At 66.0% G+C, this 24,500-nt stretch carries 22 protein-coding genes; 12 read left to right on the forward strand and 10 right to left on the reverse strand.

Annotated features, from left to right (window positions below):
• Nucleotides 1-199 precede the first annotated feature (199 nt).
• The 6 genes from BM031_RS03710 to BM031_RS25440 all read right to left on the reverse strand — a co-directional run bounded on the left by BM031_RS03710 (nt 200) and on the right by BM031_RS25440 (nt 6,895).
• The gene (locus tag BM031_RS03710) at nt 200-1,165 is read right to left on the reverse strand and encodes an ABC transporter permease (RefSeq protein WP_091871331.1); all 966 of its coding nucleotides are present in this window, start codon (nt 1,163-1,165) and stop codon (nt 200-202) included.
• Nucleotides 1,166-1,168: 3 nt separating this feature from the next.
• Entirely contained in the window at nt 1,169-2,251 is a 1,083-nt protein-coding gene (locus tag BM031_RS03715; protein WP_091871334.1) for an ABC transporter permease, read from the reverse strand.
• Between the two features lie 15 nt (nt 2,252-2,266).
• Nucleotides 2,267-3,796: an ABC transporter ATP-binding protein gene (locus tag BM031_RS03720; RefSeq protein WP_091871337.1), complete on the reverse strand. Its 1,530-nt coding sequence runs from the start codon at nt 3,794-3,796 to the stop codon at nt 2,267-2,269.
• Between the two features lie 93 nt (nt 3,797-3,889).
• Nucleotides 3,890-4,891, reverse strand: a complete 1,002-nt coding sequence (locus tag BM031_RS03725) for a BMP family lipoprotein (protein WP_091871340.1) — start codon at nt 4,889-4,891, stop codon at nt 3,890-3,892.
• 386 nt (nt 4,892-5,277) lie between these two features.
• Nucleotides 5,278-6,249 (reverse strand): alpha/beta hydrolase, encoded by a 972-nt coding sequence (locus tag BM031_RS03730; protein WP_091871342.1) that lies wholly within the window; start codon nt 6,247-6,249, stop codon nt 5,278-5,280.
• 127 nt (nt 6,250-6,376) lie between these two features.
• Complete coding sequence (locus tag BM031_RS25440; protein WP_177207647.1) at nt 6,377-6,895, reverse strand: DUF2231 domain-containing protein; 519 nt, start codon at nt 6,893-6,895, stop codon at nt 6,377-6,379.
• Nucleotides 6,896-7,229: 334 nt separating this feature from the next.
• Between BM031_RS25440 and BM031_RS03740 the strand changes: the two genes are divergently transcribed.
• From BM031_RS03740 to pcp, 4 genes are read left to right on the forward strand one after another with little or no spacing between them, the layout of a single operon-like run.
• Nucleotides 7,230-7,532, forward strand: coding sequence for a YciI-like protein (locus tag BM031_RS03740; RefSeq protein WP_091871346.1), 303 nt, complete (start codon nt 7,230-7,232; stop codon nt 7,530-7,532).
• Nucleotides 7,533-7,539: 7 nt separating this feature from the next.
• The gene (locus BM031_RS03745; protein ID WP_091871349.1) at nt 7,540-8,232 is read left to right on the forward strand and encodes a DUF969 domain-containing protein; all 693 of its coding nucleotides are present in this window, start codon (nt 7,540-7,542) and stop codon (nt 8,230-8,232) included.
• A complete protein-coding gene (locus BM031_RS03750) occupies nt 8,229-9,182 on the forward strand; it encodes a DUF979 domain-containing protein (RefSeq protein WP_091871351.1) in 954 nt (317 codons plus the stop codon). Before BM031_RS03745 ends, BM031_RS03750 begins: the two co-directional genes overlap by 4 nt.
• On the forward strand, nt 9,179-9,826 hold the full coding sequence (gene pcp / locus BM031_RS03755) for a pyroglutamyl-peptidase I (RefSeq protein ID WP_091871354.1): 648 nt from the start codon (nt 9,179-9,181) through the stop codon (nt 9,824-9,826). The genes BM031_RS03750 and pcp overlap by 4 nt, the downstream gene beginning before the upstream one ends.
• Nucleotides 9,827-9,893: 67 nt before the next feature.
• Here pcp and BM031_RS03760 read toward each other — a convergent pair whose 3' ends face one another.
• The gene (locus tag BM031_RS03760) at nt 9,894-10,310 is read right to left on the reverse strand and encodes a hypothetical protein (RefSeq protein WP_229408513.1); all 417 of its coding nucleotides are present in this window, start codon (nt 10,308-10,310) and stop codon (nt 9,894-9,896) included.
• Nucleotides 10,311-10,513: 203 nt separating this feature from the next.
• On the opposite strand from BM031_RS03760, the gene BM031_RS03765 reads away from it, so the two are divergent.
• On the forward strand, nt 10,514-10,723 hold the full coding sequence (locus BM031_RS03765) for a hypothetical protein (protein WP_091871356.1): 210 nt from the start codon (nt 10,514-10,516) through the stop codon (nt 10,721-10,723).
• A gap of 106 nt (nt 10,724-10,829) precedes the next feature.
• Here BM031_RS03765 and BM031_RS03770 read toward each other — a convergent pair whose 3' ends face one another.
• Genes BM031_RS03770 through BM031_RS03780 form a run of 3 tightly spaced genes read right to left on the reverse strand, consistent with a single transcriptional unit; the run spans nt 10,830 to nt 13,790 of the window.
• On the reverse strand, nt 10,830-11,735 hold the full coding sequence (locus tag BM031_RS03770) for a LysR family transcriptional regulator (RefSeq protein WP_091871358.1): 906 nt from the start codon (nt 11,733-11,735) through the stop codon (nt 10,830-10,832).
• A gap of 13 nt (nt 11,736-11,748) precedes the next feature.
• Complete coding sequence (locus BM031_RS03775; protein ID WP_091871361.1) at nt 11,749-12,669, reverse strand: pseudouridine-5'-phosphate glycosidase; 921 nt, start codon at nt 12,667-12,669, stop codon at nt 11,749-11,751.
• A gap of 2 nt (nt 12,670-12,671) precedes the next feature.
• Nucleotides 12,672-13,790 (reverse strand): carbohydrate kinase, encoded by a 1,119-nt coding sequence (locus tag BM031_RS03780; RefSeq protein ID WP_091871792.1) that lies wholly within the window; start codon nt 13,788-13,790, stop codon nt 12,672-12,674.
• 285 nt (nt 13,791-14,075) lie between these two features.
• Here BM031_RS03780 and xapA point away from each other — a divergent pair, with 285 nt between their 5' ends.
• The 7 genes from xapA to BM031_RS03815 all read left to right on the forward strand — a co-directional run bounded on the left by xapA (nt 14,076) and on the right by BM031_RS03815 (nt 24,499).
• Nucleotides 14,076-14,918, forward strand: a complete 843-nt coding sequence (xapA, locus tag BM031_RS03785) for a xanthosine phosphorylase (protein ID WP_091871363.1) — start codon at nt 14,076-14,078, stop codon at nt 14,916-14,918.
• A gap of 25 nt (nt 14,919-14,943) precedes the next feature.
• The gene (locus BM031_RS03790; protein ID WP_091871366.1) at nt 14,944-16,137 is read left to right on the forward strand and encodes a phosphopentomutase; all 1,194 of its coding nucleotides are present in this window, start codon (nt 14,944-14,946) and stop codon (nt 16,135-16,137) included.
• Nucleotides 16,134-17,090, forward strand: coding sequence for a deoxyribose-phosphate aldolase (gene deoC, locus BM031_RS03795; RefSeq protein WP_091871369.1), 957 nt, complete (start codon nt 16,134-16,136; stop codon nt 17,088-17,090). Before BM031_RS03790 ends, deoC begins: the two co-directional genes overlap by 4 nt.
• 17 nt (nt 17,091-17,107) lie before the next feature.
• A complete protein-coding gene (locus tag BM031_RS03800) occupies nt 17,108-19,486 on the forward strand; it encodes an aldehyde dehydrogenase family protein (protein WP_370660034.1) in 2,379 nt (792 codons plus the stop codon).
• A 115-nt stretch (nt 19,487-19,601) separates the two neighbouring features.
• Nucleotides 19,602-20,924: a thymidine phosphorylase gene (deoA, locus tag BM031_RS03805; protein WP_091871374.1), complete on the forward strand. Its 1,323-nt coding sequence runs from the start codon at nt 19,602-19,604 to the stop codon at nt 20,922-20,924.
• 10 nt (nt 20,925-20,934) lie between these two features.
• Nucleotides 20,935-21,336 carry a cytidine deaminase gene (locus BM031_RS03810; RefSeq protein WP_091871376.1) on the forward strand — a complete coding sequence of 134 codons (402 nt, stop codon included), beginning with the start codon at nt 20,935-20,937 and terminating at the stop codon, nt 21,334-21,336.
• A 235-nt stretch (nt 21,337-21,571) separates the two neighbouring features.
• Nucleotides 21,572-24,499, forward strand: coding sequence for a type VI secretion system Vgr family protein (locus tag BM031_RS03815; RefSeq protein WP_091871379.1), 2,928 nt, complete (start codon nt 21,572-21,574; stop codon nt 24,497-24,499).
• Nucleotide 24,500: the final 1 nt, after the last annotated feature.

The raw sequence follows: 24,500 nt of genomic DNA on the forward strand, positions 1-24,500 counted from the left end.
CAATTTCCCCTTACCCAAAGCAAAAATCCACTTCGGGGTCAGGTCTGACAATCGGACACGAGCTCGGCTGTACGACGGCCTGTCGGAGCGCCTAGCGTTGAGGCCGTGTCCAAATGTCAGACCTGACCCCGAAGTTTTTGTCATGCGATGGGCGAAAAAAATGGCCCGCGGAGCGGGCCATCGTGGGGCAAGGGGCGCGTCAGCGCGATTTGACGAAGGGTTTGCCGAGCGCCTTGGGGGCGACCGACTTGGCCATCAGGCCGGCCAGCACCACCACCGTCAGCACATACGGGATCATCTGGATCAGCGAGCCCGGGATGCGGCCCACCACCGGCAGGTCGACGCCTTCGATCTGGATCTGCACCGCGCCGAAGAAGCCGAACATCAGGCAGCCCAGCACCGTATGCAGCGGGCGCCAGTTACCGAACACCATCGCGGTCAGCGCCAGGTAGCCGGCGCCGGCCGACATGTCGCGCAGGAAGAAGCCGCTCTGGACGATCGACAGGTAGGCGCCCGAGAACGAGCACAGCACGCCGGCGATCAGCATGGCCGTGTAGCGGGTCTGCTTGACCGACACGCCAGCGGCATCGGCCGCGTGCGGGTTTTCGCCGCAGGCGCGCAGGCGCAGGCCGAAGCGGCTGTGGTACAGCAGCCAGTGCACCAGCGGCAGCAGCAGGAAGGCGAGATAGACCAGGATCGAGTGGCCGCCGATCACGTGGCCATAGAACCAGCCAAGGAAGGGGATGTCGGCCAGGGCGGCGGTGCCCGGCAGGACGATGTCGGTCAGGCGCGCCTCGCCCAGCTCCGGCGTGCGGCCGCCCTGCTGGAAGAAGTACTGGGCCACGACAAAGGTCAGGCCGCTCATCGCGATGTTGATCGCCATGCCGGCCACCAGCTGGTTGCCCTTCTGGGTGATGGACACGAACGCCTGCACCATCGCGAGCACGCAGGAGGCCAGGATGCCGGCGGCGATGCCGATCCACGGGTCCTGGTAGCTGTAGGCGACGCCGGCCGAGACAAAGGCCGAGGCCAGGATCTTGCCCTCGAGGCCGAGGTCGATCACGCCGCTGCGTTCGGCGAACAGGCCGGCCATGGCCGCGAAGATCAGCACCGGCGCGTTGCGGATGGTGGAGACGACGATACTGGCGAACTGGAAGTCTTCCATGGCTTATCCCTTGCGTGTTGCGTTGATCATTTTGAGGAGCACCGGCGCGTAAAGGTTCTCCATCGCGCCGCAGAACAGGATGATCAGGCCCTGGATGAAAATGAAGGTCTCCTGCGGGATGTTCGGTTTTTCCAGCGACAGGTCGAAGCCGCCCTGGATCAGCGCGCCGAACAGCACGGCCGACAGGAAGATGCCGACCGGGTGCTGGCGGCCCATCAGCGCGATCGCGATGCCGATGAAGCCGGCGCCGGCCGGGAAGTTCAGGCTCAGGTAGTGGGTCGAGCCGAGGATCGAGTTCACCGCGGCCAGGCCGGCCAGCGCGCCCGAGATCAGCATCGCGACGATGATCATGCGGCTGATGCGCACGCCCGCGTAGTGGGCCGCGTGCTGGTTCAGGCCCGTGGCCTGCAGCTTGTAGCCCCAGGCCGAACGCGAGATCACCACGCCATAGATGGCCAGCGCGGCGATCGCCATGAAGAAGCCGATGTTGAGCGGGGTGTCGCCCAGCGCCGGGAACCATTCGCCCAGGCGCGGCATCCATGCCGCTTCCGAAAACACGCGGCTGGCCGGGTTCTGGTCGCCCTCGGGGATCAGCTTGAGGATCAGGTAGTTCATCAGGCTGGCGGCGATGAAGTTGAACATGATGGTCGTGACCACCACGTGGCTGCCGCGCTTGGCCTGCAGGTAGCCGGGCAGGAAGGCCCAGCCGGCGCCGAACAGGGCGCTGGCCAGCATCGCCAGCGGGATCAGCAGCCAGGGCGAGAGCGTCGCGTCGAACGCCAGCATCGCCAGGGTCAGGCCCAGGCCGCCCAGGTACATCTGGCCTTCGGCGCCGATGTTGAACAGGCCGGCCTTCATCGCCACCGAGACCGCCAGGCCGGTGAAGACGAAGGTGGAAGCGTAGAACAGCGTGTAGCTCAAGCCTTCAGGATTGATGACGGCGCTGTTGACCAGGATCTGGAGCGACTCGATCGGGCTTTCGCCCAGCAGGTGGATGACGAGCGCCGACACCAGCAGCGCCGACAGCAGGTTCAGGAGCGGCAGGGCGATGCCCGTCGCCCAGCGGGGGAGTTCGGTGATTTTCATGAAGGCTCGTCTTTACTACGACTTGTGCATCCCGCCCATCAGCAGGCCGATGCGGGTGGTGTCGAATTCGTTGATGTTCAGTTCACCGGTGATGCGTCCGCCGGAGACCACCACGATGCGGTCGGCCAGGGCGCGCACTTCTTCCAGTTCGGTCGACACCAGCAGGATCGCCACGCCTTCGTCGCGCAAGCGAAGCAGCTGGGTGTGGATGCTTTCGATGGTGCCGATGTCGACGCCGCGGGTCGGCTGGCCGACCAGCATCAGCTTCGGGCTGGCCGAGACTTCGCGCGCGATCACGACCTTCTGCTGGTTGCCGCCCGAGAGCAGCCCGATGCGCAGGTCGGGGTTTTTCGGCCGCACGTCGAAGGCCTCCAGCAGGTGCGCGCAGCGCTTGGCGATGGCGTCGAAGTCGAACAGGCCGGCCTTGTTCTTGACCCGGTCCTGGTAGCCGAACACGGTGTTCTGCATGACCGTGAAATCCTTGATGACGCCGTCGCGCAGGCGGTCTTCCGGCACGTGGCCGATGCCCAGTTCGCGGAATTCGGCCGGCAGGCCGTCGGCATTGGCGCGCCGCGCGTAAGGCAGTTCCTTGCCCAGGAATTCCACGCTGCCCGAGGTCGGCAGGCGCATGCCCGACAGGATTTCCATCAGTTCGCTCTGGCCGTTGCCCGACACGCCGGCAATGGCGACGATCTCGCCGGCCCGCACCGTCAGGTCGATGTCGGCCAGCAGGCGGACCTTCTGCTTGTCTTCCAGCTGCAGGTTCGCCACCTTCAGCACCGGCGCGCCCGGATTGAAGGCCTTGCGCGGCAGGTTGCCTTCGATCGGGCGGCCGACCATCATGTTGGCCAGCTGCTCTTTCGAGGTTTCGCGGGTCGCGACGGCGCCCACCACACGGCCGGCGCGCATCACCGTCACCTGGTCGGTGATCTCCATGATCTCGCCGAGCTTGTGGGTGATCAGGATGATGGTCTTGCCCTGTTCCTTGAACAGCTTCAGGATCTCGAACAGCGAGGCGGTTTCCTGGGCGGTGAGGACGGCGGTCGGCTCGTCCAGGATCAGGATCTCGGCGCTGCGGTAGATCTGCTTGAGGATCTCGACGCGCTGCTGGGCGCCCACCGACAGGTCGTGGATGGTGGCCAGCGGGTCGACGTCGAGGCGGTACCTGGCGCAGATCTCGCGCAGCTTCGCCTCGGTCTCGAGGCGCTTGGCGGCGAGCTTGAAGCCGCCCTCGGTGCCGAGCATGACGTTGTCGAGCACCGTCATGTTCTCGACCAGCATGAAGTGCTGGTGCACCATGCCGATGCCCAGCGCGATCGCTTCGAACGAGGTGCGGATCTGGCGTTCCTGCCCGTTGATCAGGAGCTGCCCGCTGTCGGCATGGTAGTAGCCGTACAGGATGCTCATGAGGGTGGACTTGCCCGCGCCGTTCTCGCCGATCACGCCATGGATCGAGCCCTTGGCGATCGGGAAGCTGACGTCAGCGTTCGCCTGCACGGCCCCGAAGGCCTTGCTGATGTTGCGAAATTCTACGGCTGGCTGCATTGCGATCGATGATATAAAAAAGGGGTGGTCTTCATTCAAAAGCGCGCCGGGCCGGAATACCGGCGCGGCGCGCTTCGCATGGGAATAGGCGGATCAGACCGGGCAGCTGCTCGCAGCGCGGTAGTCGATGACCTTGATCTTGCCGTTGATGATGTCGTTGCGCACACCGATGACGCGCTTCTCGATTTCCGGGGTGACGACCTTGCGGTTGTCCTTGTCCAGCACCCAGTCCACGCCGCCTTCCTTCAGGCCCTTGTGGGTGACGCCCGCCTTCCAGGTGCCGTTCTTCTGCGCCATGAAGGAGTCGTACACGGCGATGTCGACGCGCTTGACCATCGAGGTCAGCATGGTGCCCGGGTGCAGGTAGTTCTGGTTCGAGTCGACGCCGATCGCCAGCTTGCCTTTTTCCTTGGCCATCTGCAGCGTGCCCATGCCGCTGCCGCCGGCAACGGCGAACACCACGTCGACACCGCGGTCGAACTGGGCGCGTGCCAGCTCGCCGCCCTTGGCCGGGTCGTTCCAGGCGGCGGCAGTGGTGCCGACCATGTTCTGGACGATTTCGGCTTTCGGCACCTGCGCCTTGGCGCCCTGCGCGTAGCCGCAGGCGAAAGCGCGGATCAGCGGGATGTCCATGCCGCCGACGAAGCCGAGCTTTTTCGACTTGGAAGCCATGGCGGCGGCGACGCCGACCAGGTAGGAGCCTTCCTGTTCCTTGAACATCACCGAATTGATGTTGTTACCCGGCGCGATGCTGTCGATCAGGACGAAGCGCACGTTCGGGAATTCCTTGGCGACCTTGGCGACCGCCTGGGTCTGCGAGAAGCCGATGGCGGCGATCAGGTCGAGCTTCTTGCGCGCGAGGCCGCGCATCACCTGCTCGGCCTGGGTATCGCTGCTGGCCTGGGCTTCGAACACCTTGATGCCGGTTTCCTTGCTGAAGCGCTGCAGGCCTTCGAAAGCCGACTGGTTGAACGATTTGTCGAACTTGCCGCCCGCATCGTAGACCATGCCGAGCTTCGGCGCTGCCGGTGCTGCCGCGGCGCTGCCGGCGACGCACAGCGCCGCGATGGTCATGGTGAGTTGCTTGAGTTTCATGAATGAGGCTCCTGGAATTTCGATATTGTACCCGGCCCAACGGTGAGCTTGGAACGGGGCGCGCACGCTGCATCGCCAAGGGCGCCAACAAGGCCGGCAATGCGAAGCGCATTGTGTCAGCCGTTTGGCGCGCGTGTGGTTACGATTTGTATCGCGGTGTTGTTTCTCTCGACAGTGCCTGGTGCATGTAGCTTAGTTGCAACATTATCAGCAACATTCCGAGCACCAGCCCGGAGGCGAAACCGTCCGCAAGCCGCGCAGAAGGGGATTCCTGAGTATACGCAGCTCAGCCTGTCAAATATGCATCAAGCGACAGTTTGATGACAAATACGATTTTACTTGGCAATTTATTCCAAGGAAATATAACTGCTGACAATTTTCAGCAATTATTTTGCAATGGCGGCCATCGTGTCGGACACGGCCAGGGCGGGAAGGGGCGCGGCGGCCAGCTTGGGACCGACCTCCACGCCGACTTCGACCGTGGCCGCGGGCGTGTCGGCGGGCGGCAGCACGGGCGGGGCCGCCGGCTTGCTGAACTGGCGCGTGAGGAAGCTGGCGATCAGGGCCTGGGTCGCTTCCAGGTAGGGGATGTTCATGTGGTCCGAGCCGGGCACCGTGTCGTCGGAGACGAGGGTGGCGATCTTTTCCACCAGCTGGTCGGTGTTCGCATGCGGGACCACGTCGTCCTGCGCGGCGCGCAGCACGTAGGTGGGCACCTTGAGCGACGGCGCGTGCTTGATCGATTCGAAGCGGTGGCGCAGCATGTACTCGATGGGCATCACGCGGAAGCGCCGCTTGGCGATGGCGAGGATGGAATCGTAGGGGGTGATGAGCACCACCGAATTGGCCGGGCGCTCCTTGGCCACCTGCACCGCCACGCCCGAACCCAGGCTGCGGCCGACCACGGCGATGCGGGAGGCATCGACCTGGCCCAGGGCGGCGAGCCAGTCGAACAGGGTGCAGCCGTCTTCGATCATGTGGATTTCGGCGGGCACGCCATGCGACTGGCCGTAGCCGCGGTAGTTCATGGCCAGCACGGTCATGCCGGGGAACAGTTTGCCAGCATCACGCGCGACCCAGGAGACTTCTTCGGACCGGCCGCCAAAGTACATGACGGCAGGACGCGGGCCCGGGACCAGTGGGGTAAGCAGCCAGCCGCACAGGCGGGTGCCGTCTTTGGCGCGCAGGACGACCGGGCGGGTGCGGTGCCCGGTGCTGCGCGGGCTTTCGACTTCCGGCTTGATGCAGGGGTTGAACACGAGGCGGCGCTGGTTGGCTGCCACCGCTGCCGTCATGGTGAGCCACAAAAAGCTGGCGAACCCCGTGATCCCCGCTGCCATTTTCTTCGACGTGTTCATGCCTCCAGTCTACTCCCGCCGCTCCGCTTTCTTATGTGCGGCACTTCGCTCTGCGCGACGGGATATGGATGAGATGCGGAACAGTGGGTTTATTACAACACCGGGGGGGGTGGACTGGCCCCTGGCCTTACTGCGGCGCGTGCAGGTTGGACGGGCCGGCGGTCACGTATTGTTCGACGTCCAGGTTGGTGTGGTCGATGCGCACCTTGTCCTGGTCGGTGTGCATGCCCACCTCCGCATGCTCGCCATCCATGCGCTTGCCGTAGACGGTGGAGGCGAGCGTGCCCGCCGCCGCGATGGCCGACAGCGCCAGCGCACCGACCGTGTGTTCGCGCTTGCTGCGGCGCAGGATCAGGTTGCCGACACTGGCCAGCATGGCCGCGCCAGTGAGGATGGCGTGCAGCTGCCCTTCGTGTTTCGCTTCCCCTTCCGGCGGCTCCGCCACATAGTCCGCCACCCCCGCGGCGCTCGCCGCCAGAGCGCCAATGACGCCCCCGGCCATGCTCAGGTAGGACGCCTTGGCATAGTCCTCGTCGCCGGTGGCGCTGTGCAGGGCGTCGAGGATGAAACCGAAAGGAATGAGGACGGCGGGCGCCGCCATCAGGATCGTGTGCAGCGGCTGGCCGGCGATGGTGATCTTTTGCATGGCATTCTCCTGGCGGTGGGTGGACTGGTGAAGGAGTTTGACATAGGGGCGGGGAGGGAAACGCACGGTTGGGGGTGTGGTCCTCGAGCGCGGCACCGCACCGGCTTCTCCTTTGCCCACCACCCCCAGCACCGTCGTTCCGGCGCAGGCCGGAACCCAATCTTGCCTGCGTACCGACTGCGTGTGCGTTTGGTGGAGCGGAACGAACTTGGGCTCCGGCTTTCGCCGGAGCGACGGTGCAAGCGATATAGGCGAGCACGGACACTGCCGCTCCCCAGCGCGATCAAGTAAGATCAGCCATCCGGCCCAGTGCCGAAAAACCATCGGAGCCCCCGTGCACTACCTCCTCATGTATGACCTCGCCCCCGACTACCTGGAACGCCGCGGCCAGTACCGGGACGCGCACCTGAAACTGGCGTGGGAGGCGCAGGAGCGCGGGGAGCTGGTGCTTGCCGGGGCGCTGGCCGAGCCGTCCGACCACGCGGTGCTGGTGTTCAGCTGCGACTCCCCGGAGCCGGTCCAGCTGTTCGCCGCGCGCGACCCCTACGTCACCCACGGCCTGGTGCGCGCCTTCCACGTCCGCCAGTGGAATACCGTGGTCGGGGACGACGCCTTCAACCCGGTCCGTCCGGGCTGAGTTTTTCATGCAAGCTGCCGTCAACCTGTGGCCGCTGCTCGGCGTCGCGGTCATCGTCGCGGGCTTCCTGCTGCGCGCCCACCCGGTGCTGGTGGTGGTGGCCGCCTGCGCCGTCACCGGCCTGGCCGCCGCGATGCCGCTCGAGGCCATCCTCGCGTCGCTCGGCGCCGCCTTCGTCAAGACCCGCAACCTGCCGCTGATCCTGCTGCTGCCGCTGGCCGCGATCGGCCTGCTGGAACGCGCCGGCCTGCGCGAGCGGGCCCAGGCCGCGATCGCGCGGGTAGCGTCGGCCACCGCCGGCCGCCTCCTGATCGTCTACTTGTTCCTGCGCGAGACCTCGGCCGCCGCCGGCCTGACCAGCCTGGGCGGCCATGCCTCGATGGTGCGCCCGCTGGTCGCGCCGATGGCCGAAGCGGCGGCCGAAACGCGCCATGGCAGCCTGCCCGACCACCTGCGCCATCGCATCCGCGCGATGTCGGCGGCCACCGACAACGTCGGCCTGTTCTTTGGCGAAGACATCTTCGTCGCCTTCGGCGCCATCGTCCTGATGCAGACCATCCTGCAGGCCGAAGGCATCGCGGTCGACCCGCTGCACATGGCGCTGTGGGGCATCCCGACCGCCATCTGCGCCTTCATCATCCACGCGTGGAATTTGCGCCGGCTCGACGCGTATATCGTCCGCACGATGGTGAAACCGTGATCACGCTGGAATTCTTCTATGTGCTGGTGGGCCTGCTGTTCGTGGCCGTGGCCGTAATGAACCTGCTTGACCGCAGCAACCCGCGCCGCTATACCACGGCGCTGTTCTGGGGCCTGTACGCGCTGCTCTACCTGGCGGGCGAACGCCTGCCGCCGGCCCTGGTCGGCGCGCTGATGATCCTGATGGCGCTGGTTGCCGGCTTCAAGGGCGTCACCGCCGGCAAGGCGGCGCTGCTTCCCGAAGCGCAGCGCCGCGCCAGCAGCGAGCGGCTCGGCAACCGGCTGTTCATCCCGGCGCTGATCCTGCCGCTCGTGACGATGCTCGGCGCCACTTTGTTCAAGGACGTGCAGGTGGGCGGCATGCTGCTGCTCGACCCCAAGCACCTGACCCTGGTGAGTCTCGGCTGCGCCGCGCTGATCGCCCTGGCGGCGGCCTGCTGGCTGACGCGCGCCACGCCGCTGCAGGGCGTGCGCGAGGCGCGCCGGCTGGTCGACGCGATGAGCTGGGCGGTGGTGCTGCCGCACATGCTGGCGGTGCTCGGCCTGCTGTTCACCGAGGCCGGCGTGGGCAAGGCGGTGGCGCATGTGACGACCTCGTACATCAATATGGATTCGCGTTTCGTCGCGGTGGCGGTGTTCTGCATCGGCATGGCGCTGTTTACCATCGTGATGGGCAACGGCTTCGCCGCCTTTCCCGTGATGGCGGGCGGGGTCGGCATTCCGGTGCTGGTGGGCGTGTACGGCGCCAATCCGGCCGTGATGGCGGCGATCGGCATGTTCAGCGCCTATTGCGGCACCCTGATGACGCCGATGGCGGCCAACTTCAACATCGTGCCGGCCGCGCTGCTCGACCTGCCGGACAAGAACGCCGTGATCCGCGCCCAGATCCCGACCGCGCTGCCGCTGCTGGTGGCGAATATCTTCCTGCTGTATTTCCTGATGAACCGATGACCAAGACTGTCCTGCTTACCGGCTTCGAACCATTCAACCAGGCCAGCATCAACCCGGCCTGGGAAGCGGTGCGCGCGCTGGAAGGCTGGTGCGGGCCCGGCTTCCGGGTCGAGGTGCGCCAGCTTCCCTGCGTGTTCGACCAGGCCAACGCCGACCTGGCCGCGATGCTCGACGCGCTGTACCCGGACATCGTCATCGCCGTCGGCCAGGCCGGCGGGCGGGCCGAGATCTCGGTGGAGCGGGTGGCGATCAATGTGGACGACGCGTCCATCCTCGACAATGCGGGCCGGCAGCCGGTGGACCGGCCGATCGATCCAAACGGGCCGGCGGCCTATTTCAGCACGCTGCCGATCAAGGCCATGGTGGCGGCGATGCGGGAACGGGGATTGACAGCGGGGGTATCGCAGAGCGCGGGCACCTTCGTGTGCAACCATGTGTTCTATGGGGTGATGCACGCCACGGCAGGCAAGCCGGTGAAGGCCGGCTTCATCCACGTGCCTTATCTGCCGGAGCAGGCTGCGGGTCTGCCGGACAATCCGCCGTCGATGGCGCTGGAGGACATCGTCGCGGGGCTCCGGATCGCCGTGGAGACGGCGGTGACGGTCGAACGCGACGTGGCGCACGTCGGCGGGGCAACCCACTGAAGGATGCCCGCCAAGGTGCGCCACATGCCGGGGCCGAGGCCCCGGGTCAAGCTTCAAGGCTCAGGAATTAACGCTTTTCCTGCAGCTTCTCGCCAGCGCGTTCCAGCGCGGCGCCGGTCTTGTCGCCCACTTTGTCCGATGCGGCGCGGACTTCGGCAGCGGCTTCCTTGGTTTCCTGCTTCACTTCGGCGCCGGCTTCGCGCATGTTCTGGCCAGCGCGGTCAGCGGCGTTCTCGATGTTCTGGCCGGCGCGGTCAGCTGCGGCGTCCACGTTGGCGGCAGCGTTCTCAGTCGCGTTCTCGACGCGCTGGGCGGCTTCCCTGGTTTCCTGGGCAGCGTTGGCAGCAGCGTTGTCGACTGCGGCGCCGGCTTCCTGGGCAGGGCCCATGTTCGGGTTGTCGTCGGCCTTCTTGCAGCCTGTGGCCATCATGGCAACGGCAAGCATCAGGGCGGAAATGGTAGCGGTAGTGGTCGTGGTTTTCATGGTGTGCTCCTTGTAAGAGGGATTAAGTTATTCATCTTTTGACAAGAGTTTGCACCAGCTTGCGCTCGAGAACGGTGCGCGAGATAACGCAGAATAAAGAAAAACCTCATCTTTCAAGAAAATGAATCAAAACCCGGTTGCCGATCAGTTTTGTGAAAGGACCGGCCTTGGAGCGCGCCGCGTGGCGGTGTTAGGATGAAGAAATGGACCGAAGAACTGATTACAAGACCGCACTGCTCATCGATTCCGCGATCCACGAGGCGGCCAGCGAGGGCCGTCCGCGCGCGGCGACCGAGCTGGCCAGGATGGGCGTACCGCTGGAAACGACCATGCGGGTGCTGACCCGCCCGGTGGAGCGGCGCCACCAGATCGCCTCGCTCAGCACCGTGGCGGTGGAACTCAAGCGGCAGTAAGGTGCAACTGTAGGGTGGTCGGCTCTGCCGACCGCGCGTTCAACCATTGCCCGCACTGCCACAGTGCCACCGGGAGTTGGCCGCGCGGTCGGCGTAGCCGACCACCCTACGACGTCTCGCCCGGGAACAGGATCTTCAGGAAGGCCCGCACCACCGGCGCATCGTCCTGCGCCAGGTAACTGATATACAGGTTGGCCGACGGCGGATTGCTGCGCACCGGCAGGAAGCGCACGCCCGGCCAGCCGATGCGGCTGGTGGTCTCGGGCAGCAGCGCCACCCCCAGGCCCGCGCCCACCATCGCCAGCAGGGTTTGCGGCTCGTTGGCTTCCTGCGCGATCATCGGTTCGAAACCGGCATTCACGCAGCACTGGATCAGGTAGCGCGGCTCGGCCGACTGGTCCAGGTGCAGGGTGAGCATCGGCTCGTTGGCGATGTCGCGCAGCTCGATCGCGTCCTGCTGCGCCAGCGGGTGCCTGGCGTTGATGGCCACCACCACGTCCTCGCGGAAGCACAGGTCCTGGCGCAGGTTGGCCTGTTTCAGCACGTCCGGCTCGATGCGCGGCTCGCGCCAGAAGCCGACGTCGATCTGCTTGGCGCGCAGCGCTTCCCACTGGTCGTTCGGGCCCATCTCGTGGATGGTCCAGGTCACCTGCGGGTACTGGCTCTGGAACTGTTCGAGCAGGCCGGGGATCGGGCCCCACATGGCGGAACCCACGATGCCCACCCGCAGCCGGCCCACTTCGCCGCGGTCGATCTGGCGGATGGTGTCGATCGTCATGCGCATCTTGCCCAGCAGTTCGGCCGCTTCCAGCATCAGCGCCTTGCCCGCCACCGTCAGCTCGAAACTGCGCGTGGTGCGGGTGAACAGGCGCACCCCGAGTTCGCTCTCGAGCTTCATGATCTGCTGCGACAGCGGCGGCTGCGAGATGTGCAGGCGCTCGGCCGCGCGCGAGAAGCTTTTCTCTTCGGCCACCGCGAGGAAGTAGCGCAGCTGTTTCAGGTCGATCGACATGGCGCGCCTGCCGTCAATCCGCCGGCGTGGCATTGAGCGCGACGGCCAGGCGCGCGCCCACCACGGCGTTGTGCTTGACCAGCGCGATATTGGTCGCCAGGCTGCGCCCTTCGGTCAGCTCCTTGATGCGCGCCAGCAGGAAGGGCGTGACGGCCTTGCCCTTCACGCCCTGCGCGCCGGCTTCACCCAGCGCCTGCTGGATAATGGCGTCGATCTCCTGCGCCGGCATCGCGGATTCCGCCGGCACCGGATTGCTCACCACCACGCCGCCGGCCATGCCGAGCTGCCACTTGGTGCGGATGAAAGCGGCCTGCTCCTGCGGCGTGTCGAGCTGGAAGTCGGCCTTGAAGCCGCTGTCGCGCGTGAAGAAGGCGGGGAAGCCCGGCTGGCCGACGCTGAGCACCGGCACGCCATGGGTCTCCAGGTATTCGAGGGTCAGGCCGATGTCGAGGATCGATTTCACGCCGGCGCAGACCACGGCCACGCTGGTGTTGCTCAGTTCCTGCAGGTCGGCCGAGATGTCGAAGCTGGTCTCGGCGCCGCGGTGCACGCCGCCGATGCCGCCGGTAACGAAGACTTCGATGCCGGCCAACTGCGCGCAGATCATGGTGGCGGCCACGGTGGTGGCGCCCAGGCGCTTCTGCGACAGCACATAGGCCAGGTCGCGGCGGCTCACTTTCATGGCGTCGGGCGAGGCGCCCAGCAGCTCGAGCTGTGCTTCCGACAGGCCGATGCAGATCTTGCCGTCGATGATGGCGATGGTGGCCGGCACCGCGCCGGCGTCGCGGATCAGCTGTTCGACTTCGCGCGCGGTGTGCACGTTCTGCGGGTAGGGCATGCCGTGCGAGATGATGGTCGATTCCAGCGCGACCACGGGTTTGCCGGCAATACGCGCGGCCGCCACTTCGGGCGAGAACAGGAGGAAGGAGTGCATGCTTAGTCCAATACGGGTTCGTTGAGTTGGTGCGCCGGGCCGTCGAAGTGCCCTGGTTCGAGCCGGGGACAGACGGTCTGCGCGCATTCGATGGTCATGGCCGACAGCTGCAGGCCGCGGCGGCAGGCCAGCGCCAGGTCGGCCTCGCCGCTGTGCAGCGACCAGCAGACGGCAGCGGCAAAGGCGTCGCCGGCGCCGGTGACGTCCACCACGGCGACCGGCGGCGCATCGAGGCGCATCATGCCGGCGCTGGAGGTATACAGGACGCCGCGCGCGCCGCGCGTGACCACGACATCCTGCGCGCCCTGGCGCTGCACGTCGGCGCAGGCGGCGTCGATCGCGGCGTCGCTGTCGAGCACGTGGCCCACGCGCGTCGCCAGTTCGCCTTCGTTCAGGATCAACAGGCGCAGGCCGTCCAGCCTGGCGGGCAGGCGCGCCATCTTCGGTTCCGACACGGCCACCAGCACCAGCGCCACGCCGTCGCGGGCGGCATCGTCCAGCAGCGCGGCGATGGTGTCGAGCGGCAGGTTCATGTCGGCCACCACCAGGGTGGCGCTGGCGCGCTGCTGCTGGCGGGTGGCGAGGAAGTCCGGCGTCAGGCGGTCGTTGAGCGCCATGTCGGCCAGCGCCACCGCCATTTCGCCATCCTGGTCGAGGATGGCGGTATAGGTGCCGCTGCTCACGCCATCCAGGCGCAGCGCGCCGCGGGTGTCGATGCCGGCGTCGTCGGCGTGGGCCAGCAGGGCGCGGCCCGAGGCGTCGTTGCCCACCGCCGTGATCAATGCCACCGGCGCCCCGAGCCGGGCCAGGTTCTCGGCGATGTTGCGGGCCACGCCGCCGAAGGATTCATCCTGGGTGGCCGGGTTGGAGGTGCCGAGCGTGAGCTTGCCCAGCGTGCGCAGCTTGCGGTCGAGGTTGGAGGCGCCGATGCACAGGATCGGGCGCTGGTCCGGCAGCACGTAGGCGCGCCCCAGGATGCGGCGCTCGCGCACCAGGGTGGCGATGTAGTTGGCCACGGCCGAGCGCGACAGGCCCAGCTGGGTCGCGAGGTCCTGCTGCGCGATGAAGGGATTCGCGCGGATCAGCTCGTATAACTGTTCTTTTTTAGGCAGTTCGGTCACGTCGGGGCTCATCCGCATTAAACATATGTTTAGTAATACTAGACAAATGTCATAAAATAGTCAAAGGTTTGGGGCATTGTGTCTCCTCACATCGACAATACACCGGATGATTTATTTTTTAAACCAATAAATCGGCAAGAAAAACGGTATTTGCCATACATATTGGCTGTCGTGCATAGTTATAATATTCCGGCTGATATGTGCCCCTTGCTTACTGTTCAGTAGCAATATTGATACCAGCCTCTCCATCACGCCTCCCGCATTCCGCACACGATAAGGACAACCATGTTCAGCAATACTCCATTCGAAGCAGCAGACGTCATCAAGGCCCGCAAGCCGGGCTTCGCGCCGCGCGTCGCACTGATCCTGGGCTCCGGCCTGGGCGTGCTGGCCGAGCAGATGACCGACGCCGTGTCGATCAGCTACGCCGACTTGCCGGGTTTCCCGATCAGCACCGTGCACGGCCACGCGGGTGAGCTGGTGCTGGGCGAACTGGCCGGCGTGCCGGTCGTGTGCATGAAGGGCCGCGGCCACTTCTATGAAGGCTACGGCGCCAGCGTGATGACTTCCGCCGTGCGCACCTTCAAATTGATCGGCTGCGAAATGCTGTTCGTGACCAATGCCGCCGGTTCGCTGCGTCCTGAAGTCGATGCAGGCAGCGTCGTGGTCCTGAACGACCACATCAACCTGCTGCCGGGCAGCCCGATGTCGGGCCCGAACGACGACCGCTTCGGCCCGCGCTTCTTCAGCATGGCCAATGCCTACGACGCCGAACTGCGCAGCATGATCAAGGAAACCGCAGCCGCCAAGGGCATCACCCTGAACGAAGGCGTGTACCTGGCCTGCCCGGGCCCGAACTTCGAGACGGCGGCGGAAATCCGCGCCTTCAAGACCCTCGGCGCCGACGTGGTCGGCATGTCGGTGGTGCCGGAAGTGATCGCCGCGCGCCACTGCGGCCTGAAGGTCGCCGGCGTCTCGGCGGTCACCAACCTGGCCGAAGGCCTGAGCCCGTTCCCGCTGTCGCACGAGCAGACCCTGAAGTACGCGGCCGTGGCCGCCAAGGACCTGGTCACCCTGATTCATTCCTTCATCGAGCGCCTGGGCGCGACCCCGCGCAGCGCGGCCTAACTTCTTTTGAAAAGCGAGCGATAACATGTCACGCGCATTCATCCTCCTGCTCGACTCGTTCGGCCTGGGCGCACTGCCCGACGCCGACAAATATGGCGACACCGGCGCCAACACCTTCGGCCACATCGCCAAGTGGGCGGCCAACGAGGGCAAGCCGATGTCCTTGCCCAACCTCGAGCGCCTCGGCCTGGCCGCCGCGGCCCACAAGGCCAGCGGCGAATGGGCCGCGGGTTTCAGCCAGCGCGACGGTTTCACGGGGGCCTGGGGCGCCGCGCGCGAACAGTCGACCGGCAAGGACACCCAGAGCGGCCACTGGGAAATCGCCGGCGTGCCGGTGCTGTTCGACTGGGGTTATTTTCCGAAGACGGTGCCGTCCTTCCCGCAGGAGCTGACCGACAAGCTGCAGGAGCTGACTGGCGTGCCGGGCTGGCTCGGCAACTGCCACGCTTCTGGCACCACCATCATCGACGAGCTGGGCGACGAGCATGTCGCGACCGGCAAGCCGATCCTGTATACCTCGGCCGACTCGGTGCTGCAGATCGCTGCGCACGAAGAGCACTTCGGCCTGGAGCGCCTGTATGAAGTCTGCGAAGCGGCCTACGAGCTGGTCAAGCCCTACAACATCGGCCGCGTGATCGCGCGTCCCTTCCTGGGCGAAAACGGCAAGTACAAGCGCACCAGCAACCGCCACGACTACGCCGTGCCGCCGACCGCGCCGACCCTGCTCGACCACGTCAAGGACGCGGGCGGCGAAGTCATCGCGCTGGGCAAAATCAGCGACATCTTCGCCGCGCAGGGCGTGACCAAACTGGTGAAGGGCGTCGACAACATGGCGTTGTTCGACCGCCTGCTGGAAGAAACCGAGACCGCGCCGGAAAAATCGCTCACGTTCGTGAACTTCGTCGACTTCGACATGCACTTCGGCCACCGCCGCGACGTCGCCGGTTACGCGAACGCGCTGCACGAACTGGATGCGCGCATGCCGGAATTCCTGGCCAAGCTGAAGGAAGGCGACCTGTGCGTGATCACCGCCGACCATGGCTGCGACCCCACCGCGCCGGGCTCGGACCACACCCGCGAACACATCCCGATGATCTTCTTCGGCCCGAACGTCGCCGCGCAGGAACTGCCGACTGCCGACACTTTCTCGAGCATCGGCGCCACCCTTGCCAAGCACCTTGGCGTCAAACCACTTTCGAACGGAACCGCACTGCTATGACCCAGCCACTGGACTTCAAACGTAATACCGCCGTAGGCCTCGACCTTGGCTGGGTCAACAGCATCAAGGTCAACCGCAATGCGGCCGACCGCCGCGCCGCCAGCCTGGCCAACCGCCGCACCGTGAAGAAGGAATACCAGGCCGCCTGGCTGATCCGCGCGGTGGAATGCATGGACCTGACCACCCTGGGCGGCGACGACACCCCGGGCCGCGTCGAGCGCCTGTGCATGAAGGCGATGCGTCCGCTGCGCACCGACCTGATGCAGGCCCTCGGCCTGGAGACGCTCACCACCGGCGCCGTCTGCGTGTACCACGAAATGATCCAGCCAGCCGTGAAAGTGCTGCAGGGCCGCCTGCCCATCGCCGCGGTGTCCACCGCCTTCCCGGCCGGCCTGTCGAGCATGGAAACCAAGCTGCGCGAGATCGAACTGAGCGTGGCCGCCGGCGCCACCGAGATCGACATCGTCATCACCCGTCAGCACGTCCTGACCGGTAACTGGCAGGCGCTGTACGACGAGATGCTGGCCTACCGCCAGGCCTGCGGCGACGCCCACGTGAAGGCGATCCTCGCCACCGGCGACATCGTCACGCTGGACAACGTGGCCAAGGCCTCCTGGGTCTGCATGATGGCCGGCGCCGATTTCATCAAGACCTCGACCGGCAAGGAAGGCGTGAACGCCACCATCCCCGTGTCGCTGGTGATGACCCGCGCGATCCGCGAATACTACGAGCAGACCGGCTTCCAGGTCGGCTACAAGCCCGCCGGTGGCGTATCCACCGCCAAGAGCGCACTGCAATACCTGACCGTGATGAAGGAAGAACTGGGCAACGACTGGCTGCAGCCGCACCTGTTCCGCATCGGCGCGTCGAGCCTGATGACCGACATCGAGCGCCAGCTCGAGCACTACGTCACCGGCAACTACTCGGCCGCCCATCGCCACGCGCAACCTTAAATACCAACGGATTCGTCATGCCAACTATTAAAGAGATTCTTCAGACCATGGACTACGGCCCCGCACCCGAAAGCACCAAGGAAGCAACTGCGTGGCTGGAGCAGCATGGACGCCGTTTTGGCCTGTTCATCGACGGCGCGTGGACGGAGAGTGCGACCACTTTCGCCACCAATAACCCGGCCGACGGCAGCGAACTGGCGCAAGTCACCCAGGCCAGCGGCGACGACGTCGACCGCGCCGTGCAGGCCGCGCGCCGCGCGCAGCCGGGCTGGGTCGCGCTGGGCGGCCATGGCCGTGCGCGCGTCATGTACGCGCTGGCACGCCTGCTGCAGAAGCATGCGCGCCTGTTCGCCGTGCTCGAGACCCTGGACAACGGCAAGACGATCCGCGAAACCCGCGATGCCGACCTGCCACTGGCCGCGCGCCACTTCTACCACCACGCCGGCTGGGCCCAGCTGCAACAGGAAGAATTCGCGGACTACCGCGCCGTGGGCGTGGTGGGCCAGATCGTGCCGTGGAACTTCCCGCTCCTGATGCTGGCATGGAAAATCGCGCCGGCGCTGGCCGCCGGTAACACCATCGTGTTCAAGCCGGCCGAGTACACGCCCTTGAGCGCGCTGCTGTTCGCGCAGATTTGCCAGCAGGCCGGCGTGCCTGCGGGCGTGGTGAACATCGTTACCGGCGACGGCGCCGTGGGCGAAGCCATCGTGAATCACCCCGGCATCGACAAGCTGGCCTTCACCGGTTCGACCGAAGTGGGCCGCATCATCCGCAAGGCCACCGCCGGCACTGGCAAGAAGCTGTCGCTGGAACTGGGCGGCAAGTCGCCCTTCATCGTCTTCGACGACGCCGACCTGGACGCCGCGGTGGAAGGCCTGGTCGACTCGATCTGGTTCAACCAGGGCCAGGTCTGCTGCGCCGGTTCGCGCCTGCTGGTGCAGGAGTCGGTGTACGACCGCTTCATCGCCAAGGTCAAGCTGCGCATGCAGAACCTGCGCGTCGGTTCGCCGCTCGATAAATCGAACGACATCGGCGCCCTGGTCGACCCGGTGCAGCAGCAGCGCATCCACGGCCTGGTGGAATCGGCCCGTGCGGAAGGCTGCGAAGTCTGGCAGCCAGCCTGCGACATGCCGCAAGCCGGTTCGTGGTACCTGCCGACCCTGATCACCGGCGCCTCGACCTCGGCCGCCGTGGCCCAGGCCGAGATCTTCGGCCCGGTGCTGGTGGCGATGAGCTTCCGCACTCCGCATGAAGCGGTGCAGCTGGCGAACAACACCGTGTACGGCCTGGCCGCCTGCGTGTGGTCGGAATCGATCTCGCTGGCGCTGGACGTGGCGCCGCAGATCAAGGCCGGCGTGGTGTGGATCAATACCGCCAACCAGTTCGACGCAGCCTGCGGCTTCGGCGGCTACAAGGAATCGGGTTTTGGGCGCGAAGGCGGCAAGGAAGGGATGTACGAGTACCTGACCCCGCTGTCGGAAGATGCACGCCCGGCCGCGCCGATCGTGGCCGAGAAGGGCCGCGTGAAAGCGTCGGACGAAGGCAGCCCGTTCGCCGTCGACCGCACCGCCAAGCTCTACATCGGCGGCAAGCAGGCGCGCCCTGACGGCGCCTACAGCCGCGCCATCACCGGCGCCAACGGCGCCTTCCTGGCCGACGTCGGCGAAGGCAACCGCAAGGACATCCGCAATGCCGTTGAAGCGGCGCACAAGGCGGCCGGCTGGTCCAAGGCCACCGCGCACAACCGCGCGCAGGTGCTGTACTACATGGCCGAGAACCTGGCGATCCGCGCCGACGAATTCGTCGCCCGCATCGCTGCGCAGACCGGTTCGAAAGACGCAGCGCGCGAAGTGCAAGCCTCGATCGAGCGCCTGTTCTACTGGGCCGCCTGGTGCGACAAGTACGACGGCGCCGCCCACCAGCCGCCGATGCACGGCATCACCGTGGCGCTGAACGAACCGGTCGGCGTGATCGGCATCATCTGCCCGAACGAGAACCCGCTGCTGGGCTTCATCTCGCTGGTGGCCCCGGCCATCGCGCTGGGCAACCGAGTGGTGGCGGTGCCGTCGGAAGCGCACCCGCTGTCGGCGCTTGATTTGTACCAGGTGCTCGATACCTCCGACCTGCCGGGCGGCGCGCTGAACATCGTCACCGGTTCCGCCGACGAGCTGGCCCGCACGCTGGCTTCGCACGGCGACGTGGACGCCGTCTGGCGCCACGACGGTTCGGCCGCCGGCTGCGCCGAAGTCGAACGCCTGTCCGCCGACTCGCTCAAGCGCACCTGGGTCGGCGGCGGCAAGGGTCGTGACTGGTTCGATGCGAAGCAGGCTTGCGGCCGTACGGTGCTGCAGCATGCGAGCCAGGTGAAGAACGTGTGGATTCCGTACGGCGTGTAAGACACACGCGACGCTGACACAACCAACACCATCAAGCACCGTCATTCCCGCCTTCGCGGGAATGACGGTTTTTGGGCTAACACTAGATCAGACTTACCCTTACGAGGAATCGAGCATGTTCCTACCCCAAGAAATCGTCCGCAAAAAGCGTGACGGCGGCATCCTGACTGCCGAAGAAATCCAGTTCTTCGTGCGCGGCATCCCGGACGGCAGCACCACCGAAGGCCAGATCGCGGCGTTCGCGATGGCGGTCTACTTCAACGACATGACCATGGACGAACGCGTCGCCTTCACCTTGGCGATGCGCGATTCCGGCCAGGTGCTGGAGTGGAAATCCCTCGACCTGCCAGGCCCGGTGGTCGACAAGCACTCCACCGGCGGCGTCGGCGACGTGGTTTCGCTCATGCTGGGGCCCATGATCGCGGCCTGCGGCGGCTTCGTGCCGATGATTTCCGGCCGGGGCCTGGGCCACACCGGCGGCACCCTCGACAAGTTCGATTCGATCCCCGGCTACAGCACCGTGCCGGACCCGGAACTGTTCCGCAAGATCGTCAAGGAAGTGGGCGTGGCCATCATCGGCCAGACCGCCCAGCTGGCGCCGGCCGACAAGCGCTTCTACAGCATCCGCGACACCACGGCGACCGTGGAATCGGTGGCCATGATCACCGGCTCGATCCTGTCCAAGAAGCTGGCCGCGGGCCTGGACGCGCTGGTGATGGACGTGAAAGTGGGCAGCGGCGCCTTCATGCCGACCTTTGAAAAATCGGTGGAGCTGGCCGAGAGCATCGTCAAGGTTGGCAACGGCGCGGGCACCCGCACCTCGGCCATCCTGACCGGCATGAACGAGTCGCTGTGCCACGCCGCCGGCAACGCCGTCGAAGTGCGCGTTGCGATCGACTACCTGAGCGGCAAGGCGCGCCCGGCACGCCTGCACGAAGTGACGATGGCGCTGTGCGCCGAGATGCTGGTCATTTCCGGCATTGCCGCCGACGACACGCAGGCACGCGCCAGGCTGCAGGCGGCGCTGGATTCGGGCGAAGCCGCCGAGCGCTTCGCGCGCATGGTCACCGCCCTGGGCGGCCCGGCCGACCTGATGGACAAGCCGGACGCGCACCTGGAAACCGCACCGATTATCGTCCCTGTACCGGCGCTGCATGCCGGTTTCGTGACATCGACCGACACCCGCGAGATCGGCCTGGCCGTGGTGGCACTGGGCGGCGGCCGCGTGCGTCCGCAGGATGCGATCGACTTCGCGGTCGGCCTTACCGGGCTGATGGAACTGGGCGAGCAGGTGGCTGTCGGCCAGCCGCTGGCCATGGTCCACGCACGCACCCAGCAGGCGGCCGAACAGGCGGTGCGCCAGGTGCAGGCCGCCTACAAGGTCGGCGCTGTGAAAGCGGTCGCCGAGCCGATGATCTTCCGCACCATTCGTCCGTAACAGGAGCAGCATGAAATACGCAAAACTGATAGCCGAAGCCCGCGCCGCGCGCGAGCTGGCCTATACGCCGTACTCGAAGTTCCAGGTCGGCGCCGCCCTCGAATGCAAGGACGGCCGCATCTTCCGCGGCTGTAACGTGGAAAACGCGTCCTACGGCCTGTGCAACTGCGCCGAGCGCACGGCCTTCTTCAGCGCCATCGCCAATGGCTACAAGCCGGGCGACTTCAGCGCGCTGGCCGTCATCGGCCAGACCGATGGGCCGATCGCCCCCTGCGGCGCCTGCCGCCAGGTCATCCTCGAACTGGGCGGCAATGCGCTGCCGGTCGTGCTGACCAACCTGAAGGGCGACGTGTTCGAGACCACGGCGGCGGAGCAGCTGCCGAATGCCTTTGGTGGCCTCGACCTGAACTAGCACGCGGCCTCGCCGTCTGCTCGAGGCGCTGACCGCGGAAACGCGTCGGCGCCTCTTTTTTTCTTCGTTCGCTATCGGACAATTCCGAGTCGTATCATCCTCCCTCCGAAAGGTTGTGCACGGGCAGCCTCACTGTCCACCCTGTCATCAAGCAGCCTGATCCTTCGCAACGGCCGTGACCGCATCTCGACGTGTAATCGCCGAATACCCTGGCCATGCATGATCGGAGGAAACAATGTTGCTGCGCGCCCTAGAAACCAGCCTGCTTGCGTCCCTCGGCCGTTTTACCCAGGACACCCGCCTGATCCGGCTCGCCACGCCACTGGGTGATGCGCTGGTGGCCGAATGCGTGCGCGGCGAGGAAGCGATCAGCCAGGCCTACCGCTTTGAGATCGATGCCTTGTCGACGGACGCCCACCTGGTGCTGAAAACCCTGGTCGGGCGGCCGGCGCTGGTGCAGTTGCTCACCGCGTCGGGCTTCGACTGCTTCCGCCCCTTCCACGGCTACATCACGGGCGCTGCGATGACGGGCGCCAATGGTGGCTTCGCACGCTATGTCCTCACTATTGAACCGTGGAGCAAGTTCCTGTCGCTGGGCAGGGACAGCCGAACCTTCCAGGACATGAGCGTATTCGACATCCTGGACGTCATCTTCGGCAGCTATTCGGGACGCGGCCTGCTGGCGCCCGCGTGGCGCATCGACGTCGCCGACCAGGGCGTGTACGCGAAGCGCAGCCTGACCACCCAATACCAGGAAAGCGACCTGGCGTTTGCCGAGCGCCTGATGCATGAGGAGGGACTGTTCTACTTCTTCGAGCACAGCGGCGATCCGGACAGCGCCGCGCTGGGCAGCCACACGATGGTGATTGCCGATCACAACGGCGCCTTCCAGCCAAATGCACAGGCGGAGGTGGAGTTCACCCGTCCGGGTGCGGTAATGAAGGCCGACAGCATCGATCGCTGGCGCACCGAAATGCGCATGAACACCAACGCGATCGAGATGGGCAGCTGGGACTATCGCAGCGCGCGCCAGCGCCAGGCCAGTGCGGCAGGGCCGGAGGGCAGCGGCCCGGTGCTGGCCAGCCGCGACGCGCCGGGCTTGTATGCGTGGCAGACACGGGAAGTGGGCCAGCGGATCGCCGTCAACCAGATCCAGGCGTTCGAGGCTGCGCGCCAGGTGCACATCGCCGCCGGGACGGTGCGGACTTTCGCGCCGGGCACCAGCTTTACCCTGCACGGGCATGCGCGCTTCGATAAAGCAGGGAGCGACGACGAGCGCAGCTTCGTCATCGTCCGCGCCAGGCACCTGATGCACAACAACCTGAGCGCGGATATGCGCGACGGCGTGGGCAAGCTGCTCGGGCAAGGCGTCGTCGCGCTGGCGGGCGCGCACGAGTTCGGGCCGAGGGAGACGCGCGAGGTGGACGGCGGACGTCCCCTTTACCGCAACCGCATCGAGGCGATCCCGGCGCGCGTGCCTTACCGCAGCACGGGCGTCGACGACCATGGGCGTTTTTTGCATCCGCACCCGACGGTGCGCGGCCAGCAGACCGCCATCGTGGTCGGGCCCGCGGGTGCGGTGGTGCATACCGACCGCGATCACCGGGTCAAGGTGCAGTTTCACTGGCAACGGGGCGCGGCCAGCCATAGCCGGGCGACGCACCCGACTCCCGAAGGGCATACCGGCGCACCGGGCGACGACAGCGCCGGCACCTGGGTGCGGGTGATGACGCCGCTGGCCGGCGCCAACTGGGGGGCCAGCATGGTGCCGCGCGTGGGGCAGGAAGTGCTCGTCGACTTCCTGGACGGCGATATCAACCGGCCCGTGGTGATCGGCAGCCTGTACAACGGCCGGGGGGCGGTCGATGCCCAGCACAACGGGGTCGCACAGGGGGCAGGGGCGGCGACCGGCAATGCGGCGCCGTGGTTCCCGGGCGAGAGCGGCGGGCATGCGCACCCTGCGGTCCTGAGCGGCATCAGGTCGCAGGCCATGCAGGGCAGCCAGTCGGGGGACGGGGGGTATAACCAGCTGGTGTTCGACGACAGCGCGGGGCAGCCGCGCGTCGCCCTGCAGCATCATGCGAAGGCGCATGAAGGGACGGCGGAGCTCAACCTGGGGCACCTGCGGCACCAGGTCGACAATGCGCGGCTGGACACGGTGGGGTTTGGGGCGGAGCTCAAGACGGCGCACGCCGTGGCGCTGCGGGCGGGGCAGGGGATGTTGTTGTCGGCGGATAAGCGGGCTGGGGGGAGTGGGAGCCAGCTGGATTCGCGGGAGGCCGTTGCGCAGATCGAGGAAAGCCATCAGCTGCAGATCGATGTGGCGACGCTGGCGAAAAAGCATAACGCGGCGTTGAAGGGTGAGGCCGAGCCAGAGGAGCTTGCGGCGATCAAGCAGATGGGCCACAGCGCCGCGGTTCTCGAAGGCCGGGCAGACCAGCAGGAAAGCGGGCGGCACGAAGCCGGCGGCTACAGCGAGCCGCAGCTGCAGCTGTCGAGCCCCGCCGGCATCGTCGCCTGTACACCCGGGGATGCGGTGCTGGCGGCGGGGACGACGAGCAGCATCGTGGCGGGACAGGACATCAACATGGTCGCGCAGGGCGCCTTTTCGACCCTCGTGGCCTCGGGAATCAGCCTGTTCACCTACGGCAAAGCCACGAATAAAACGAAGCCGAACCAGGAGGTGGGCATCAAGTTGCACGCGGCCAGTGGGAAGCTCAGCAGCCAGAGCCAGTCGGGACCGACTTCGCTTACTGCCGACAAGAAGATCACCGTGGCGAGCGTGACAAAAACGGTTTCTATTTCCGCTCCGAAGAAGCATGTGCTTCTGACGGCGCAAGGCGCCTATATCAAGCTGGAAGGCGGGAATATCGAGGTGCACGCGCCTGGGAATGTGGAGTTCAAAGCGAGCAAAAAGGAACTTGCGGGGCCTGTCAGTGTGACCGGTGTGGATCTAGCTGTGAAGGTGTCCGAATTGAATCTGAAGCGCGATCTCGAAATCGAGTACGTGGACGCCGATGGGAACACGCTTGCCGATGAGCCGATCACACTCAAATTTTCTTCGGGTCCAGAGAAGCAAACTGTATTGGACGGTAACGGCAAGGCAGTTCTCAAGAATGCCCCGCTCGGTCCTTTTGGTGCGAAACAGCCGCGACGGAAATGAG

Source organism: Massilia yuzhufengensis, from assembly GCF_900112225.1.
Lineage (GTDB): Bacteria > Pseudomonadota > Gammaproteobacteria > Burkholderiales > Burkholderiaceae_D > Telluria > Telluria yuzhufengensis.